Below are 16,451 nucleotides of genomic sequence, written 5' to 3'. Positions count from 1 at the left end.
CCGAGCAGTGCCACGGTACGTGATCACGCGGCTTTCAGTGGGCGCCCAGCTTTCAGTGGGTGCTCAGTGGGCGCCCAGTCCGCCTCCGCCGAAGGAGCCGCTGCTGCCCTTGCTCCAGCGCGGGCGGTCCTTCGAGGCGCTGGGCTTGGTCTGCATGTTGGACAGTTCATAGGGAGTGAGGGGACGGCCGCCCTTGGGAGTGACGGGCACCTCGTCCGGCTCACGGTTCTCACGGATCTCGTGCACGGGGCCGCCGGGCGGCATCTGCGGCTGCTCCTCGGGCCGTGGCCTCGGCGACTCGCGCTGCTTGATGCGCGAACCCATCCAGAAGCCACCGGCCAGCAGGGCGATGACCGCGATGCCGACCACGAACAGCATGAGGCTGAGCAGGCCGCTCGGGGCGGCGAGCTGGGCACTTGCGGTAGTCATATCGGCTGAATACCCCGGTAAAGGTGCATAAACCGTACTTTGGGTCATGTTGCTCAGCGTGCGCGGGGCGCTGCGCAGCGCTGGTTTCGCGGGACGGGCGGCGGCTACCCGCAAGGGATGACTCCTACGACGTCCGGGACCGCCCAGGCTTCCCCGCAAGAGCTGTTCCGGTTCCTGGAGGACCGCTTCGGCTGCGCACTGGCGTGCACCGAGTGCGCGCATGCGTGTGCGCTGCGCGCGGGCCTCGTGGATCCGGACGGCTCCTCCAACCATGAACACCTGCGACGCAAGGGCATCCTGTGCGCGGAGGTCTGCGACGCGACCTGCCGCGCGCTGTCCGAGGACCACCAGATGAGCGAGGCGGCCCTACGCGTCCAACTGGAGTGGTGCCGGACGATCTGCCTGGAGACGGCCCACGCCCTCGACGGGCACGCGGGCGCCGAGGAGACGGCGACGGCGTGCCGGGCTTGTGCCCGGGCGTGCGCGGACTTCATGGTGAGCTTGGCCTGAGCGCCGTACCGCCCCGTCGGCTACAGCGGTCGCCCCACCCGTACGTTCCACCGCCCCGATCGCCCGCTGAGTTCCACCGCCGTCAGTGGGACCACGTCCGTGCGCCAGAACGCCGACTCGGGGGCGCCCAGCGCGTGCACCACGGCCGCCCGGACCACCTCGGGCTCGGCGACCACGAGGGCCCGCCCCGCGTCCCGGGCCGCCGCCTCCAGCCAGGTGGCCACGCGGTCGCACACCGCCCGCACCGACTCCCCGCCGTGCGGTGCCGCCTCCGGGTCCGCGAGCCACGCACCGAGAGCCTCCGGCTCCCGCGCCCCTACGACCGACAGCGCCTCGCCCGTCCACCGGCCGGCGTCCAGCGCCGCCAGCTCGGGCGCGTCCACGGCGTCGATCCCGAGGGCGGCGGCCGTCTCCCGGCAGCGCACGGTCGGCGAGCACCAGGCCCGCTCGACGGCCGGCACCGCGTCTGCGGCTGCCCTGGCCTGGCGGAGTCCGGCGGCGTCGAGCGGGGAGTCGTCGCCGAAGCGGGTTTCGGGGGCCGGGGTGGTGAGAGCGGGGGTGATCAGGGTGAGTCTGGTGGTCATGGGGAGCTTCCTTCGGCGTCGGGGCTGCCGTTCGCTGCGGGCCGGGCGCTGGTGGGTGACCATCGGGCCCGTTCTTCAGACGCGGAGGTGATCAGCGTGTCATCGCGGAACGCGCTCCGGTGTCGCCGCCATCCGCCACATCACCGCCACCGGAATCCCGGGATGCCGAGCCGCCTCCTGTGCGCTCTCGGGGTCCCGCAGCAGGTCGGCCAAGGTCCGCGCGGGCAGCCGGGGATGCCGGGCGGCCTCGTACCGTACGCCCTTGTGGGGATCGCTGAGCAGCCGTACCGCCGAGGCGGCCGAGAGCCGGGGGTCGCTCGCGGCCCGGCGTCTGACCTCCTCGGCCGGGTCCCGGCCGAACCGTTCGACCAGCTCGGCCGTGGAGTCCGGGTCGTCCAGCGCCAGCCGGCGCATCCGGGGGCTGGGGTCGTCGGCGTAGCGGAGCAGATCGCGGCGGGGGAAGTTGCGGTGGCCGTGCGGCACGTCGGGGTGGCTGAAGCTGCCGGTCCACCAGCGCCAGACCGACAGCAGCATCTCGGCGGGCGCGTCCTCGCAGGACTCGGCGAGGAAGAGGCGTACGACCCGGTCCTCGTCCCGTGCCAGCAGCTCGACCACGTCCGCCGGGAGCCGTCCGACGCGGGCGACGGCGCTCCGGACGACGGGGTGCGCGGAGGCGGCCAGCCGGCGCAGCGCGTCCGGGTCGTCGCGCAGGTCCTCCACCCAGTCGAGGCCCCTGCGGATGAGGTCGCGCGGGAAGTCGATGCCCGCGCGTTCCTCCTCGGTGAGGACGGGGTGGACGGATGCCTGGAGACGCACGAGGGGCTCCGGGTCGGCGCCGAGCCGGAGGACCAGCTCGCGGTGGAGACGCGGATTGCCGGCGAGGACGCGGCGCTGCTCCGGCCGGGTGTCCGCCAGCCACTCGGCGAGGTCCCGCTCCAGCCGGCAGTTCGCCACGGCGTCGACCGTGAACCGTTCCGCCTCAAACACGGACCGGGGCATCGGACGGTCCTCGTGATGGCGCAGCAGGGCCGCCGCCCGGACCGCGCCGTCGGGGTCCTCCAGCAGGCTCCTCCGCGCCTCCTCGTCCAGATGCGGCCACGCGGGCCCGCAGGCCGCCGCCCGGACGCGGGCGTCGGGGTCGGTGGCCAGAGCCGCCAGCAGGGCGCCGGGCAGTCCGGCCAGACCGGGTACCTGCTCCCGGACCAGGGGCGAGGCATCAGCGGCAAGCCGCTCCGGCACAGCGGCGGGCAGCTCCGCCCCGCGGCGCCCGGCGGCCAGCAGCACCAGCTCCGCACGACGCTTGGGATCGTCCTCGGCCAGGATCTGCCGGGCCCGCTGCTCACCGGTGAGGCCGCGCTGGTACTCGGCCATGGCCCCTCGTACCGCCCAGCTCTCATGGGCCAGCGCGGCCGCGACGACCGCCGGCGGCTGCGGCAGGTACGAAAGATAGTCCGACCTCTCCAGGAGGGAGATGCGCAGGCCGTCGGGGGCGGCCGGATTCCCGCCGAGCCCGTTCGCCCACAGCGCGCGCAGCCGCGGCGAGGGCGGCGGCTCCTCGAACAGTGACTCCCACGCCGTCGCCCGCTGGTCCGGGGTCTCCTCGGCCGCCGCCCGCGCGTCCGCCTCGACGCGGTCCGCGAGCCGGTCGACGACCGTGATCCGCACCTCGCCGCCGCCCGCCGCCGTCACGCCCAGCACGAGATCCCCGCCGACCGGCATCGTGACGAACTCCGGCTGCGGGCCCGCCCGTTCGGCGAGCACGCGGGCAAGACCCCAGCCGGGGCCGAGCCGCACGCGGGTCCAACTCCGCGGCCGGCCCGCGGGACGGTCGCCCTCGACATCGATCAGGAACACGCCGTCCGCATCGAACAGGCCATGCGCGAGCGCCAGTTGATGCCAGCAGGCGTCGATCTCGGCGGGCCGGTCCGCACGGACGGCCGGCGTGGGAGCGTGGGCGGCGGCCGCGGTGATCCGGCGCCAGGCGGCCCGGGCCGGCAGCACCTCCTCGGCCCGCCAGTGCTCGGCGGCCACCAGCCCCGCCCGCCCCAGCAGCGCCTTCAGTTCGTCTCCGGTCATGAACACCATCCTCCCTGTCCCCCTGGACGCCCTCCGAAAGGCCCGGCACCATTCCCAATTTCTGGAACACGTTCTACGGTGTGCGCCGTCAGGACACCGGCCTTGGGAAGCCAGGAGGCGCCGTGCACCTCGACCACACGCCCGAGCAGCAGCGGCTGCGCGCCGAACTGCGCGCCTACTTCGCCGAGTTGGTGCCGGACAACGCTTACGCCCGGCACGCCGACCCGGTCGGCGCGAAACGCTTCTACCGCGCCACGATCCGCCGCCTGGGCGCCGACGGCTGGCTCGGCGTCGGCTGGCCCACGGAGTACGGCGGGCGCGGCCTGACCCCGACCGAGCAGTTCGTCTTCTTCGACGAGGCCGCCCAGGCGGGCGTACCGCTGCCCCTGATGGCCCTGAACACCGTCGGCCCGACGATCATGCGGTACGGCACCGAGGAACAGAAGGCGCGGTTCCTGCCGAAGATCCTCGCCGGCGAGATCGACTTCGCCATCGGCTACAGCGAACCCGACGCGGGCACCGACCTGGCCGCCCTGAAGACCCGCGCCGTCCGCGAGGGCGACGAGTACGTCGTCAACGGCCAGAAGATCTGGACCACCAACGGCGACACCGCCGACTGGGTCTGGCTCGCCGTGCGCACCGACCCGACGGCACCCCCGCACAAGGGCATCACCATGCTCCTCGTCCCGACCACCGACCCCGGCTACTCCTGCACGGTCATCCGCACCCTCGCCTCCCACGACACCACCGCCAGCTACTACGAGAACGTCCGCGTCCCCGTCTCCCACCGGGTCGGCGCCGAGAACCAGGGCTGGCGGCTGATCACCAACCAGCTCAACCACGAGCGCGTCACCCTCGCCGCCCACGGCACCATGGCGATCCGCGCCCTGCACGACGTCCAGCGCTGGGCCGCCGAGACCAAACTCGCCGACGGCCGCCGCGTCATCGACCTCCCCTGGGTACGCCGCCGGCTCGCCCAGACCCACGTCCGCCTGGACGCCCTCAAACTCCTCAACTGGCGGATGGTCGGCGCCCTCCAGGACGGCACCCTCACTCCCCAGGACGCCTCCGCCGTCAAGGTCTACGGCTCCGAGGCCCGCCGCGACGCCTACGCCTGGCTCCTGGAGATCGTCGCCACCCCGGGCACCCTCCAGGAAGGCTCCCCCGGTGCCGTCCTCCACGGCGAACTCGAACGCGGCTACCGCTCCGCCGTCATCTTCACCTTCGGCGGCGGCAACAACGAGATCCAGCGCGAGATCATCTCCTGGATCGGCCTGGGGATGCCACGGGTACGGCGCTAGTTACCCGACGGTAGAGATCATGTTAAGTTGCCCATGACCACAACAACTTCATACGTTTTTCATGATGCGGGGGAATGTGAAGATGCAGACGCATGCGCGTATGCGCGGCGTCGGGGGAACCATCGCGATCGCTCTCAGTTCCGCTCTCGCGGTCGGGCTGCTGCCCGTCACCGCGACGGCGGCCGTCGCCTCAGACGCAACGGACACCCGGAAGAATCAGACCACTTCCGGGGATGTTCCGCTGTCCGAGGACCAGGCGCGGGAGCAGGCCGTACGTACCGGCCGAAGTGTGGAGATCACCGCGATGCGCGGTGAGAGCACTGATGTGTTCGTGACCCCCGAAGGGGATCTGGAGAGACGGGAGCACCTGCGTCCCGTCCGGGCCCGGGTCGACGGCGTGTGGAAGCCGATCGACACGGACCTGGCGCGCACCGGCCACGGCACGGTCGCGCCGAAAGTGGCCACCGTCGGGCTGGAGTTCTCCGACGGCGGTACCGACGCGCCACTGGTGCGCATGGACAAAGCGGGCCGCCGACTGGAGCTGTCCTGGACCGGCGCGCTGCCCGTGCCCGAACTGGACGGCGCCACGGCGACCTACCGAAACGTTTTGCCGGACGTCGACCTGCGCATGGGCGCACAGGAGGACGGCTTCACCCAACTGCTCGTCGTGGGCAGCGCCGAGGCGGCCGCCGACCCGAAGCTCGCAGAGCTGCGGCTTAAGCTCGCCGCGGACGGCATGGAGGTGAAGGAGACCGCGGGCGGTGGCCTCGCGGCGGTCGACAAGGGCGCCGGGAACCCGGTGTTCGAGGCGCCGGAGCCGCTGATGTGGGACTCCAGCCGTGCGGGAACCGGTGGAGCGGCCGACAAGGCAGCCCTCCGGGGCCGTACCGCCGCTCTGCCAGCGCGGGCCGCCAGAGCGGTCACCGACGGCACCGAGGCCGGGCCCGGGGAGACCGGCAAGCTCGCTCCGGTCGGCGTGGAACTCGCCGCCGGGGGCAGCGAGTTGGTGCTCAAGCCCGATCAGGGCGTACTGACGGGCAAGGGCACCACGTACCCGGTGTTCATCGACCCGCAGTGGTACTCGCCGCGCGCCACCGCGTGGACGATGGCCTCCAAGTACTGGGAGTCGTCGCCGCAGTGGAAGTTCAACGGCAAGTCCGACGCGGGCCTGGGCTACTGCAACTGGGACTACTGCGCGCCGCACGACACCAAGCGGCTCTTCTACCGGGTGCCCACCTCCACGTACGCGGGCCGGACGATCCTGTCCGCCGAGTTCGTGGTCCGCAACACCTGGTCCGCCTCCTGCTCCGACCGCGAGGTGGAGCTGTGGCGGACGAAGGACATCTCCGACCGGACGACCTGGAACTCTCAGAACGCCTCCGGGTTCTGGATCAAGCACCTGCGCTCGTCGTCCTTCGCGCACGGCTTCAGCGGCTGTGCCGCCAAGGACGCCGAGTTCGATGTGAAGGCCGCGGTCCAGGAGGCCGCGAACGCCAAACTGCCGACGATGACGTTCGGACTGCGCGCCGGCAGCGAGAGCGACCGGTACGCCTGGAAGCGGTTCTCGGACAAGGCGTTCCTGCGGGTGAAGTACAACCGCCCGCCGGGACAGGTGAAGATGTCGCAGCTCACCATGGAGTACGGCGGAGTCTGCAAGACGAGCCCGCCCCGGGTGCGCACCCTGGGCAAGGTCTATGCCAACAACATCACCGACCCGGACGGCGACAACATCGCGGTCGAGTTCGAGGCGGCGTGGGACGCCGGTGACGGCAAGGGCTGGGCGTCCCGCTGGAAGTCGGCCCGGACGTCGTACAAGAAGTCGGGCTCCGGTTTCTCGATCACGCTGCCGTCGTCGATCCCCAAGAACAAGACGGTGAGTTGGTCCGTCCGCTCGTACGACGGGGCCCAGTACTCCCCGTGGTCGCACGCGGGCACCCCGACGGGCTGTTACCTCGTCTACGACACCAGCGTTCCCAAGGCGCCCTCGGTCTCCTCGGGCCACTACCCGGCCTCCGATCCGGAGGACCCGCAGGACCCGTGGTACGACGGGGTCGGTCAGTACGGTGCGTTCGCCCTCGACTCGCCCGAGTCGGACGTGGTGCGCTACCGCTACGGGTTCAACACCGACCCGTCCGCGTCCCCGCAGGTCACTACGACCGGCGGCGCCGCCAAGACCGTACAGGTGCTGCCGGCCAGGCCGGGCCTGAACTTCGTCACCGCCCAGGCGTTCGACCAGGCGGGCAACGGCTCCGAGATCCGCACCTACCAGTTCCGGGTCAAGGCGGGCCAGCCCGAGCGGGCCGCCTGGCGGCTCGATGATCCCGTCGGCGCCACCACGGCCGCCGGTACGACGGCCCCCAGGACCGTACGCCTCCAGGGCGGCGCCGCTCTTGGCGCCGAGGGCCGCAAGGGCACCGCCCTGCACGTCGACGGCACGTCCGGGTACGCCGACTCCGACCTCACGGTGGTCGACACCTCGGACAGCTTCTCCGTCGCGGCCTGGGCCCGGCTGGACCGGATGCCGGCGCAGGCGGCCATCATCGCCGCCCAACCGGGCAATCACGCGCCGGGCTTCGAGCTGTACTACTCGCAGCACTACAACCGCTGGGTGTTCAATCAGTACACCGCTGACAAGGCCGACGCCTCCATCGCCCGCGCCATGGCTGCCGCTCCCGGCGACGCCAAGGCGGGTGAGTGGACCCACCTGGTCGGGGTGTACGACGCCAAGGCCAAGCAGCTTCGGCTGTACCTCAACGGAAAGCTCACCGGCTCCACCGCGTACGCCACCGCATGGGAGGCCCGCCGGGGCCTGCGGATCGGCGCGGGCAGCTACAACGGCACGGCCAAGGCGTTCTTCCCCGGAACGATCGACGAGCTGAGGATCTTCGACCGCGCCCTGAGCGCAGGCGAGGCGGCGCGGCTCCATCAGGACCAGGAACCGACCGGCGGCCGCCCGGCCCGTGCGGTCTTTCCGCTCGACGAGCAGGCCACGGCCACCGAGACCGTGGGCATGGCCCCCGAGCAGCCGCTCACCCTGTACGGCGGCACGACCGCCGGCGCGAGCGGGGTCGCGGGCAAGGCCCTGACCCTGAACGGCACCACCGGATACGCGGCCACGGACCGCCCGGTGCTGAACACCGCCGGTTCCTACACAGTCTCCGCCTGGGCCAAACTCGACGCGGGGGCCACCGGTAACCGCACCGTGGTCAGCCAGAACGGCACTTACAACAGTCCGTTCTATCTGTCGTACGAGGCGACGCCCAAGACCTGGAGCCTGCGTACCTCGCTGGAGGACGTCCAGACGGGCAATGTCTCCGAGCAGGCGGTGCGGGGCACCCAGCCCGCGCGGCCGGGTGAGTGGGCCCACCTGGTGGCCGTCCACGACGCGACCGCCCAGCAGATCCGCCTGTACGTCAACGGGCGGCTCCAGGGCACCGACACCGCGCCGAAGACCTGGGAGGCCCAGGGGCCGCTCCAGATCGGGCGGGCTCTCTGGAACGGCAAGAGCGTCGACCACTTCCCCGGAAGCATCGACGACGTCCGCCTCTTCGACCGGCCGGTGGCCGACGACGAGGTGCGCCAAATCTTCCAGCAGCGTCCGCTGGTCAAGAGCCGCTGGAACTTCGAGGAGGCCACCACGGCCGCTCCCGTCACCACCCCGAACGCGGTGGCCGGCGGTGGCGCGCTCACGCTGAGCGGCGGCGCGAAGAAGTCGGACACCGCCTTCATCGACTCCGGCAGCCTGGAGCTGGACGGCGTCGACGACCACGCGGCTGTCACGGCCGTCCCCGTCGACACCGGCGCCAGCTACACGGTGACCGCCTGGGCGCAGGCCGCGGCCCTGCCGAAGAGCGGGGTCACGCTGCTCAGCGCCGAGGGCGCCTCCCAAAGCGCCTTCGCCGTGCGGTTCGTCCCGGACGCCAAGAACCCGGAGGGCCTCGGCCACTGGGAGCTGACGGTGGCCGACAAGGACGGCTCTGACGCGGCCGTGGTCCGTGTGGAGAACAGCGAGTTCGTCGACGCGCGGCAGTGGAACCACCTTGCCGTGGTGTACGACGGCTTCGCCAAGCAGGCGAGCCTGTACGTCAACGGCACGCTCCAAGTGGTCTCCTGCGGTGACGGCGACGGCGACGGTGAGGCCGACGAGAACGCCTGCGCGCAGCGGGTGTCGTGGGCGGAGAACGCGCTCGCCTTCAAGGCGGCGAAGTCCTTCCAGGTCGGCCGCGCCAAGTCGGGCTCCGGCTACGGGGAGTACTTCCCGGGGCTGGTCGACGACGTATGGACCTTCCAGGGCGCGCTGACCGACGAACAGGTCAACAAGCTCGCCTCCACGTGGTTCGACCTGCCGACCGAGGTGCCGGGCGTCGTCTGACGCCGCCGCTGTCCTCCCTCTTTTCCCTCACCGGCCCGCCCTTCAGAGGCGGGCCGGTACCTCCCACGAGGATTGACGATCACTTATGTCTGGAATATCCAGATCGCGCCCGCATGGCGCGATCCGACGACGGGTGGCCCTGACCCTGTCCGCCACCCTGGTGGGCACCCTGCTTCAGACCGCCTCCGCGACCGCCGCGGCCCCGGACGGCCGGCACGACCTGCCCGGCCTCCCGGCCGCCGAGAAGCCGGTCGCGGGCAAGGACATCCGCACCCTGGAGCCGCGGGACACCGCCAAGGGCCCGAGGACACCCCAGGCCAAGCCGAAGGCTGCCTGGCCCGAGGAGGGGGCGCCCCTGGTCGAGGTCACCGCGCCGCGCGCGGCGGCCGGCAAGAAGTCCGCCCTGTCCGCCACCCGCACGAACACCGTCACCGCCCGGGTCCTGGGCCGCGCCGCGACCGAGAAGGCTGGAGTGAACGGCGTCGTCTTCCGTCTGGAAGCCGGCAAGAACCGCTCCGCCCTGCCGGCAACCGTCGGAGCCGAGCTGGACTACTCCTCGTTCGCCGAGGCCTACGGCGGGAACTACGGCTCCCGCCTCACCCTCGTCGAGCTACCGGCCTGCGCCCTGGACCGGCCGGCCGATGCCAAGTGCCGTACGACGACGCCCGTCGAGACGGTCAACGACCCTGAGCGGCGCACCCTGACCGCGCGGAAGGTCGCCCTGCGCTCCTCCGGCCGTACCCTCCTCGCGGCCGTTGCCGCCGCCGAGGAGACCGCGGGCAAGGGCGACTACACCGCCACCCAGCTCTCCCCGTCCGCGACTTGGGACACCGAGCTCAACACCGGTGACTTCACCTGGTCCTACGACATCCCCGTGCCGGACGTCCCCGGCGGGCTCACCCCCGACCTCGGGGTGTCGTACCACTCGGGCCGTATCGACGGGCAGACCGGCACCACCAACAACCAGGCATCCTGGGTCGGTGACGGCTTCGACCTGTGGTCCGGCTTCATCGAGCGCCGCTACAAGCCGTGCGCCGACGACGGCCAGAAGGCCGCCGACGGCGTCAACAAGCCCGGCGACCTGTGCTGGGGCTACGACAATGCCTTCATCACGTTCAACGGCAAGGGCGGCGAACTCGTCCCCACAGGCGCCGACGACTTCCGGTTCCAGCAGGACGACGGCACCCGCATCAAGCGCCTGCGCTCCACCGACCGAGGCAACGGCGACAACGACGGCGAGTACTGGCGGCTGACCGCCCCCGACGGGGTGCGCTACTACTTCGGCCACAACAAGCTGCCCGGCTGGACCACTGGCAAGGAGACCACGGACTCCACCTGGACGGTCCCGGTCTTCGGCAACAACTCCGGCGAACCCTGCCACAAGTCGGCCTTCGCGGACTCCTGGTGCCAGCAGGCCTGGCGCTGGAACCTCGACTACGTCGAGGACCCGCACGGCAACGCGGTCGCCTACTACTACGACCAGGAGAAGAACTCCTACGGCCGCAACCTCAAGGCCAAGGACGACACCCGCTATGTGCGCGGCGGTTCCCTGGACCGGATCGAGTACGGCCTGAAGTCCTCGGACGTGTACGCCGCCAAGCCGCTCGCCCGGGTCGACTTCACGACCTCCGAGCGTTGCCTACCAGATGCGAAGACCACCTGCGCCGACATCGGCAAGGACGCCTTCTACTGGTACGACACCCCCTGGGACCTCAACTGCGACGAGGGCAAGGAGTGCGACCGGGGCCGGCTGTCCCCGGTGTTCTTCACCCGTAAGCGGCTCACCGGCATCACCACCGAGATCCTCAAGGCCGACACCCCCACCAAGGTCGACTCCTGGAAACTGGGCCACCGCTGGGGCAAGGCCGACATCGACTACCAACTGCTGCTGGACTCCATCCAGCACACGGGCCACAGCGCCACCCCGGCCGTCACCCTTCCGAAGACAACCTTCGGCTACACCCAGCTCGCCAACCGGCTCGACAAGACCGGTGACGGCTACGCGCCGTTCATCAAGTCCCGGCTCTCCACCGTCGCCGACGAGTACGGCGGCCAGGTCGACATCAACTACTCGGCACCCGCCTGCTCCTTCGACGCGCTGCCGACACCTGAGAAGAACACCACCCGCTGCTACCCGCAGTTCATCGGCGGCGACGCCGACGACGCGCCGGAGAAGCAGTGGTTCAACAAGTACGTCGTCACCTCCACGACCAAGACCGACCGCACCGGCGGCGCGCCCGACGCGGTGACCCGGTACGAGTACCTGGGCGGCGCGGCCTGGCACTTCGACACCGACGACGGCCTGACCAAGCAGAAGCACAAAACGTGGTCGCAGTGGCGCGGCTACGGGCACGTCCGGGTCACGTCCGGCGGGCAGGACGGCGCCATGAAGTCGCAGGCGGACACATACTTCCTGCGCGGCATGCATGGCGACCGCGAGAACACCTCCGGCGGCAGCAAGGACGTGTCCGTCACCCTCGACGCCGGTGAGGGCGATCCCCTCACCGACCACGAGGCGGCGGCCGGCTTCGCCTACAAGACCGTCCAGTACTCGGGTGTCGGCGGCAAGGTCCTGTCCAAGACCGTCAGCCGGCCCTGGCACCACCAGACCGCCAAGAAGGTCCGCGACTGGGGCACCGTCACCGCCCACCACAGCGGCACCGCCAGGACCCGGTCCTGGACCTCCCTGGACGGCGGCGCTGGCTCCTCGTGGAAGACGACCGCGACGGAGAACGAGCACGACCCCGTCACCGGCCGGGTCACCCAGGTCGACGATCTCGGCGACACCACCACAGCGGGCGACGACCGCTGCACCCGCACCACGTACGTGCCCGGCGATCTCGACCTCGTCGCGCGCGAGGAGACCGTCCTCGGCGCCTGTTCCCGCACCCCCGACCGCGCCAAGGACGTCGTTTCCGACGTCCGGACCGCCTACGACGGCGGCGAGTACGGCGCCGAGGCCACCAAGGGCGATGCCACCGCGTCCGCGACCCTGAAGAGCCACGACGGGACCACGGCCACCTACCTGGAGTCCAGGGCCACCTTCGACTCCTACGGCCGCCGTCTGACGACCACCGACCTCACGGCCGACGTGAAGGTCACCGGCACCGGCGCCCCCGTCCGCACGGCCCGCAAGGACGGCCGCACGACGACCACCGCCTACAGCCCGGCCACCGGCATTCCGGCGAAGCTCACCGAGACGACCCCGCCGGCCACGCCGGGCGTCGCCTCGACGGCCCAGTCCACGGTGACGGAGTTCGAGCCCCTGCGCGGACGTCCGTCCGCCCAGATCGACCCCAACGGCAAGCGCTCCGAGTTCGTGTACGACGCGCTCGGCCGCTCGCACAAGATCTGGCTGCCCGACCGCAAGCCCAGCCAGACCCCGAACTACGAGTTCGGCTACTTCGTCGACGAGGGCAAGCCGGTCGCGATCCGCACCCAGACCCTCGACAACAACGGCGGCCAGCGTGCCTCGTACGTCCTCTACGACGGGTTCCTGCGCGAGCGCCAGACCCAGGACCCCGGCCCGAACGGCGGCCGCATCCTGAGCGACGTCTTCTACGACGAGCGCGGCCTGACGGCGAAGACGTTCGCCCCCTACTACAACGACCAGGAGGCCCCGAACCGCGGCCTGTTCAAGCCGGCCGATGCCCTCACCGTCGAGACCCAGACGCGGCACACCTACGACGGGCTCGGCCGTGAGACCGAGACCCGCGACATCGCCGGCAACGGCGACGGCGGCACCGTGCTCGGCATCACCCGCCGGATCTACGGCGGCGACCGCACGACGGTGATCCCGCCGGAGGGCGCCACCGCCACCACCGCGATCGCCGACGCCCGAGGCCAGGTCACGGAGCTGCGCCAGCACCATGCCCGCAGCGCGGAGGCGGCGTACGACAGCACCAGGTACGGCTACACCACCCGGGGGCAACTGGAGACGGTCACCGACCAGGTCGGCAACACCTGGAAGTACATCTACGACTCGCGGGGCCGCGAGACCCGCGCGGAGGACCCCGACCGGGGCACCACCGTCCGCACCTACGACGACCGCGGCCTCGTCACCACCACGAAGGACTCCCGCGGCACGATCCTGTTCCACGCCTACGACGGCCTGGACCGGCAGACCGAGCTGCGGGACGCCTCCGCCACCGGCGCCCTGCGGGCCAAGTGGACGTACGACACGGTCGGTGGAGCCAAGGGTCTCCTCGCCGAGGCCACCCGCTACTCCGGCGGCGCCGCATACACCACCAAGGTCACCCAGTACGACCAGCTCTACCGCGCGGTGCGCTCCGCGGTCGTCGTGCCCGAGAAGGAGGGCGCCCTCGCCGGCACCTACCAGACCGGCACCGCCTACAACCCTTCCGGCCTGGTCAAGGGCGTGAGCTGGTCCGCCGCCGGTTCGCTGCCGGGCGGCGGCTACTCGTACACCTACGAGGCGGACACGCTGCGGCCGCTCTCGGTGCTCGGTGACGGCTTCACGGCCGACACCAGCTACTCCAGCACCGGCAAGCCGCTCCAGCACAAGATGTACGGCAACGCTGCCGGTTCGAAGCCGGTGCAGGTCACCAACACCTACGAGTGGGGCACCCAGCGCCTGGCGACCTCGCGAGTGGACCGGCAGGACGTGGCAGGTGTCGACCGCTTCAACACCTACCGGTACGACGAGGCGGGCAACATCCTGTCCGTCTCGGACACGTCGCGCTCCGGCACCGACACCCAGTGCTTCCGTCTGGACCACCTTCAGCGTCTGACCGAGGCGTGGACGCAGGGCACCAAGACCTGTGCTTCCGCTCCGTCCGGTGCCGTGCTGGGCGGCCCTGCGCCGTACTGGCAGTCCTACGGCTACGACCGGTCCGGCAACCGTCTTACCGAGACACAGCACGATCTCTCGGGCGACAGCGCCAAGGACACCGAGCGCACCTACGCGTACCCGGCGCCCGGCAGTGCTCACCCGCACGGCCTGGACTCCGTGACCACCCGCCGCCCCGACGGCACCTCCGCGAAGGAGTCGTACGACCACGACGCGACCGGCAACACCACGGTCCGCGGCAGCCAGTCGCTGGAGTGGGACGCGGAGGGCCATCTGGCCAAGGTCACCGAGTCCGGCAAGGTCACCGAGTACCTCTACGGCGCCGAAGGCAGCCGCCTGATCGCCCGTACCGGCTCGAAGACCACGCTGTACCTCGGCCACACCGAGCTGACCCTCACCAAGGGTGCCGACAAGCCGAAGGCGACCCGATACGTGCCGGTCGGGGGCGGCCACCAGGCCGTCAAGTCCGACGACGGCGCGGTCACCTTCACGCTCGCCGACCACCAGGGGACCGGCCAGCTCGCCGTCGACGCCGCCACCCAGCGGCTGACCCAGCGCCGTACGCTCCCCTTCGGCGGCGCCCGCGGCACGGCCCCGGCGGCCTGGCCCGGCAGCAAGGCGTTCGTCGGGGGCACCGACGACTCCGCCGACACCGGTCTGACCCACCTCGGTGCCCGTGAGTACGACCCCTCGACGGGCCGCTTCATCAGCGTCGACCCGGTCATGGACCTCACGGACCCGCAGCAGCTCAACGGCTATGCGTACGCCGAGAATTCGCCCGTCACCTTCAGCGACGCCAACGGCCAGTGGAAGTGGCTGGACAACCTCGTAGACAAGGGCAAGAAGGTCTCCTCCGGCTTCTGGAACGGCGCGGTCGACGGCTACTACGATGTCGCCGAGAACTGGTACGGGTTCACCGACCGGATGGGCTGGACCCAGGGCAACGCCCAGAAGATCAAGAACGACCGCGCGGGCAAGGGTCTGGTCAGCGTCTACAACACCGTGCGCGGGCCGGAGTACAGCGGCGCCTGGTACAACATCGCGCACTGGATCGGGAAGTTCCTCGTCCCCTTCATGCCGGGTGCCGCCGGCGTGGGCGGCGGCACGAAGGTGGCGTCCAAGCCCGGCACCGTGGCGAAGGTCGTCAAGGGCGCCCTCGGAAAGCTGTTCTCGGGCGCGGCGAAGAAGGCGGAACAGCCGAAGGCGGCGCCGCGGATCATCCCCGTGCCGCGGGTAAGCGCGCGTGGCGCGGGCGGCAAGAGCGCGCCCGTGGTGGAGGTCCAGAAGGCCCCCGCGGGCTGGACCCACGCCGGGCAGATGGAGAAGGCGTCGTCGCAGGTCGCCGACTTCGCTCTGAAGAACTATTCGAGGAGCAAGAGGGGCAAGACCTACGTCGGTGGCTACAACATCGAGACGGGGGACATCGCCCTGGCTCAGTCCGGCGGCTGCAAGCCCGGACCCAGCTACTGCGCCGAGGGCAATGTCGTGCACGCGCTCGGCGGCGACCCCACGAAGGTGCGGTTCACCATCGCCTACACGGTCAAGGAGGAGGCCGGCGGCCATACCGTGGCCGTCATGAAGGAGGTGTGTAAAAGGTGCCAGGTGGACTATGTGACACCCTTCCAGTTCGAGTCGGGGGCCGTTCCCCAAGAGGGCGGCATCTGGCCCCACCAGTTCTTCTGAGGAGAAGCGATCGATGGATGCCATGGAGTTGGAACTGGGTCTGTATGACTGGGCTGGGTTCCCCTGCCACAGCTGCGCATCCGCATCGCACGTTCCCGGGGAACTGCTGCGGATGGCCCGTGCTCGGACGACCGAGGAGGCTCTGCCGAGGGACATCGAGTTCCATGTCGTCCAGGACCGCTGGGCGACTCCGACCGTCGTGCCCGTTGCCCGGGTGCTAATGGCCGGTCTGGCTGACCCCCGGGTGGCTCCGGCGGCCCGGCACCAGTTCCTCGACCTGCTGTCCACGTTCGTCGTCGTGGACGACGACGACCTCGCCGAGGCATGCAAGGACGCGGCGCGGGCCGGGATCTGGACCCTGTACGAGGAGGTGCTGTCCGGCCGGGCTCCGGGCACCGCCCTGCTCGCCTACTGGATCCTGTACGAGACGGATCCCGACGAGGCGCGCCGGGACAGGCTCCTGGAGACGGCCCGCCACCTGCTGCCGGAGGACCTGCGCATGGACTGACCGGCCGCTGAGCGTTGTTGGAACGGGCAGGGCGTCCGCCGAGGAGGCGGGTGTCCGGCCCGTTCCACGTTCTCGTCCGGCCGGTGTCCCTCGAGCATTGCCGGTGCACCACCCGCGCCAAGAGCGCTTCTCCAGGGTGTAGACGCCGACCGTCCTGGATGGCGGCATCTGGGGAAGC

General features: G+C 71.0%; 8 protein-coding genes. 5 read left to right on the top strand and 3 right to left on the bottom strand.

Annotated elements, in window-relative coordinates; all coding sequences use genetic code 11:
• Positions 1 to 63 precede the first annotated feature (63 nt).
• Entirely contained in the window at positions 64 to 429 is a 366-nt protein-coding gene (locus AFM16_RS03465) for a DUF6479 family protein (RefSeq protein WP_078632288.1), read from the bottom strand.
• A gap of 117 nt (positions 430 to 546) precedes the next feature.
• Here AFM16_RS03465 and AFM16_RS03460 point away from each other — a divergent pair, with 117 nt between their 5' ends.
• The gene (locus AFM16_RS03460) at positions 547 to 939 is read left to right on the top strand and encodes a four-helix bundle copper-binding protein (protein WP_078632286.1); all 393 of its coding nucleotides are present in this window, start codon (positions 547 to 549) and stop codon (positions 937 to 939) included.
• Between the two features lie 20 nt (positions 940 to 959).
• Here the strand turns inward: AFM16_RS03460 and AFM16_RS03455 are convergent, their stop codons facing one another.
• Both AFM16_RS03455 and AFM16_RS03450 read right to left on the bottom strand, forming a co-directional pair.
• Complete coding sequence (locus tag AFM16_RS03455; RefSeq protein WP_078632285.1) at positions 960 to 1,523, bottom strand: histidine phosphatase family protein; 564 nt, start codon at positions 1,521 to 1,523, stop codon at positions 960 to 962.
• A gap of 99 nt (positions 1,524 to 1,622) precedes the next feature.
• Complete coding sequence (locus AFM16_RS03450; RefSeq protein WP_107419244.1) at positions 1,623 to 3,599, bottom strand: PE-PGRS family protein; 1,977 nt, start codon at positions 3,597 to 3,599, stop codon at positions 1,623 to 1,625.
• Positions 3,600 to 3,721: 122 nt separating this feature from the next.
• Here AFM16_RS03450 and AFM16_RS03445 point away from each other — a divergent pair, with 122 nt between their 5' ends.
• The 4 genes from AFM16_RS03445 (at position 3,722) to AFM16_RS03430 (ending at position 16,273) form a co-directional block, all read left to right on the top strand.
• Positions 3,722 to 4,900 (top strand): acyl-CoA dehydrogenase family protein, encoded by a 1,179-nt coding sequence (locus AFM16_RS03445; RefSeq protein ID WP_078632281.1) that lies wholly within the window; start codon positions 3,722 to 3,724, stop codon positions 4,898 to 4,900.
• 82 nt (positions 4,901 to 4,982) lie between these two features.
• Positions 4,983 to 9,272, top strand: a complete 4,290-nt coding sequence (locus tag AFM16_RS03440) for a LamG-like jellyroll fold domain-containing protein (protein WP_245177626.1) — start codon at positions 4,983 to 4,985, stop codon at positions 9,270 to 9,272.
• Between the two features lie 85 nt (positions 9,273 to 9,357).
• Positions 9,358 to 15,765 (top strand): RHS repeat domain-containing protein, encoded by a 6,408-nt coding sequence (locus AFM16_RS03435; protein ID WP_078632279.1) that lies wholly within the window; start codon positions 9,358 to 9,360, stop codon positions 15,763 to 15,765.
• Between the two features lie 112 nt (positions 15,766 to 15,877).
• A complete protein-coding gene (locus tag AFM16_RS03430; RefSeq protein WP_143648304.1) occupies positions 15,878 to 16,273 on the top strand; it encodes a hypothetical protein in 396 nt (131 codons plus the stop codon).
• Positions 16,274 to 16,451: the final 178 nt, after the last annotated feature.

This window comes from Streptomyces antibioticus, from assembly GCF_002019855.1.
In the GTDB taxonomy this organism is placed as follows: Bacteria; Actinomycetota; Actinomycetes; order Streptomycetales; family Streptomycetaceae; genus Streptomyces; species Streptomyces antibioticus_B.
Note: the sequence above shows the minus strand (reverse complement) of the source record. Positions and strands in the feature narration are given on the sequence as shown.

Excerpts from the sequence above, each read along its gene's own strand:
- AFM16_RS03435 (WP_078632279.1), top strand. The coding sequence starts at position 9,358 with ATGTCTGGAATATCCAGATCGCGCCCGCATGGCGCGATCCGACGACGG.
- AFM16_RS03430 (WP_143648304.1), top strand. The coding sequence starts at position 15,878 with ATGGCCCGTGCTCGGACGACCGAGGAGGCTCTGCCGAGGGACATCGAG.
- AFM16_RS03450 (WP_107419244.1), bottom strand. The coding sequence starts at position 3,599 with ATGACCGGAGACGAACTGAAGGCGCTGCTGGGGCGGGCGGGGCTGGTG.
- AFM16_RS03465 (WP_078632288.1), bottom strand. The coding sequence starts at position 429 with ATGACTACCGCAAGTGCCCAGCTCGCCGCCCCGAGCGGCCTGCTCAGC.
- AFM16_RS03460 (WP_078632286.1), top strand. The coding sequence starts at position 547 with ATGACTCCTACGACGTCCGGGACCGCCCAGGCTTCCCCGCAAGAGCTG.
- AFM16_RS03440 (WP_245177626.1), top strand. The coding sequence starts at position 4,983 with ATGCAGACGCATGCGCGTATGCGCGGCGTCGGGGGAACCATCGCGATC.
- AFM16_RS03455 (WP_078632285.1), bottom strand. The coding sequence starts at position 1,523 with ATGACCACCAGACTCACCCTGATCACCCCCGCTCTCACCACCCCGGCC.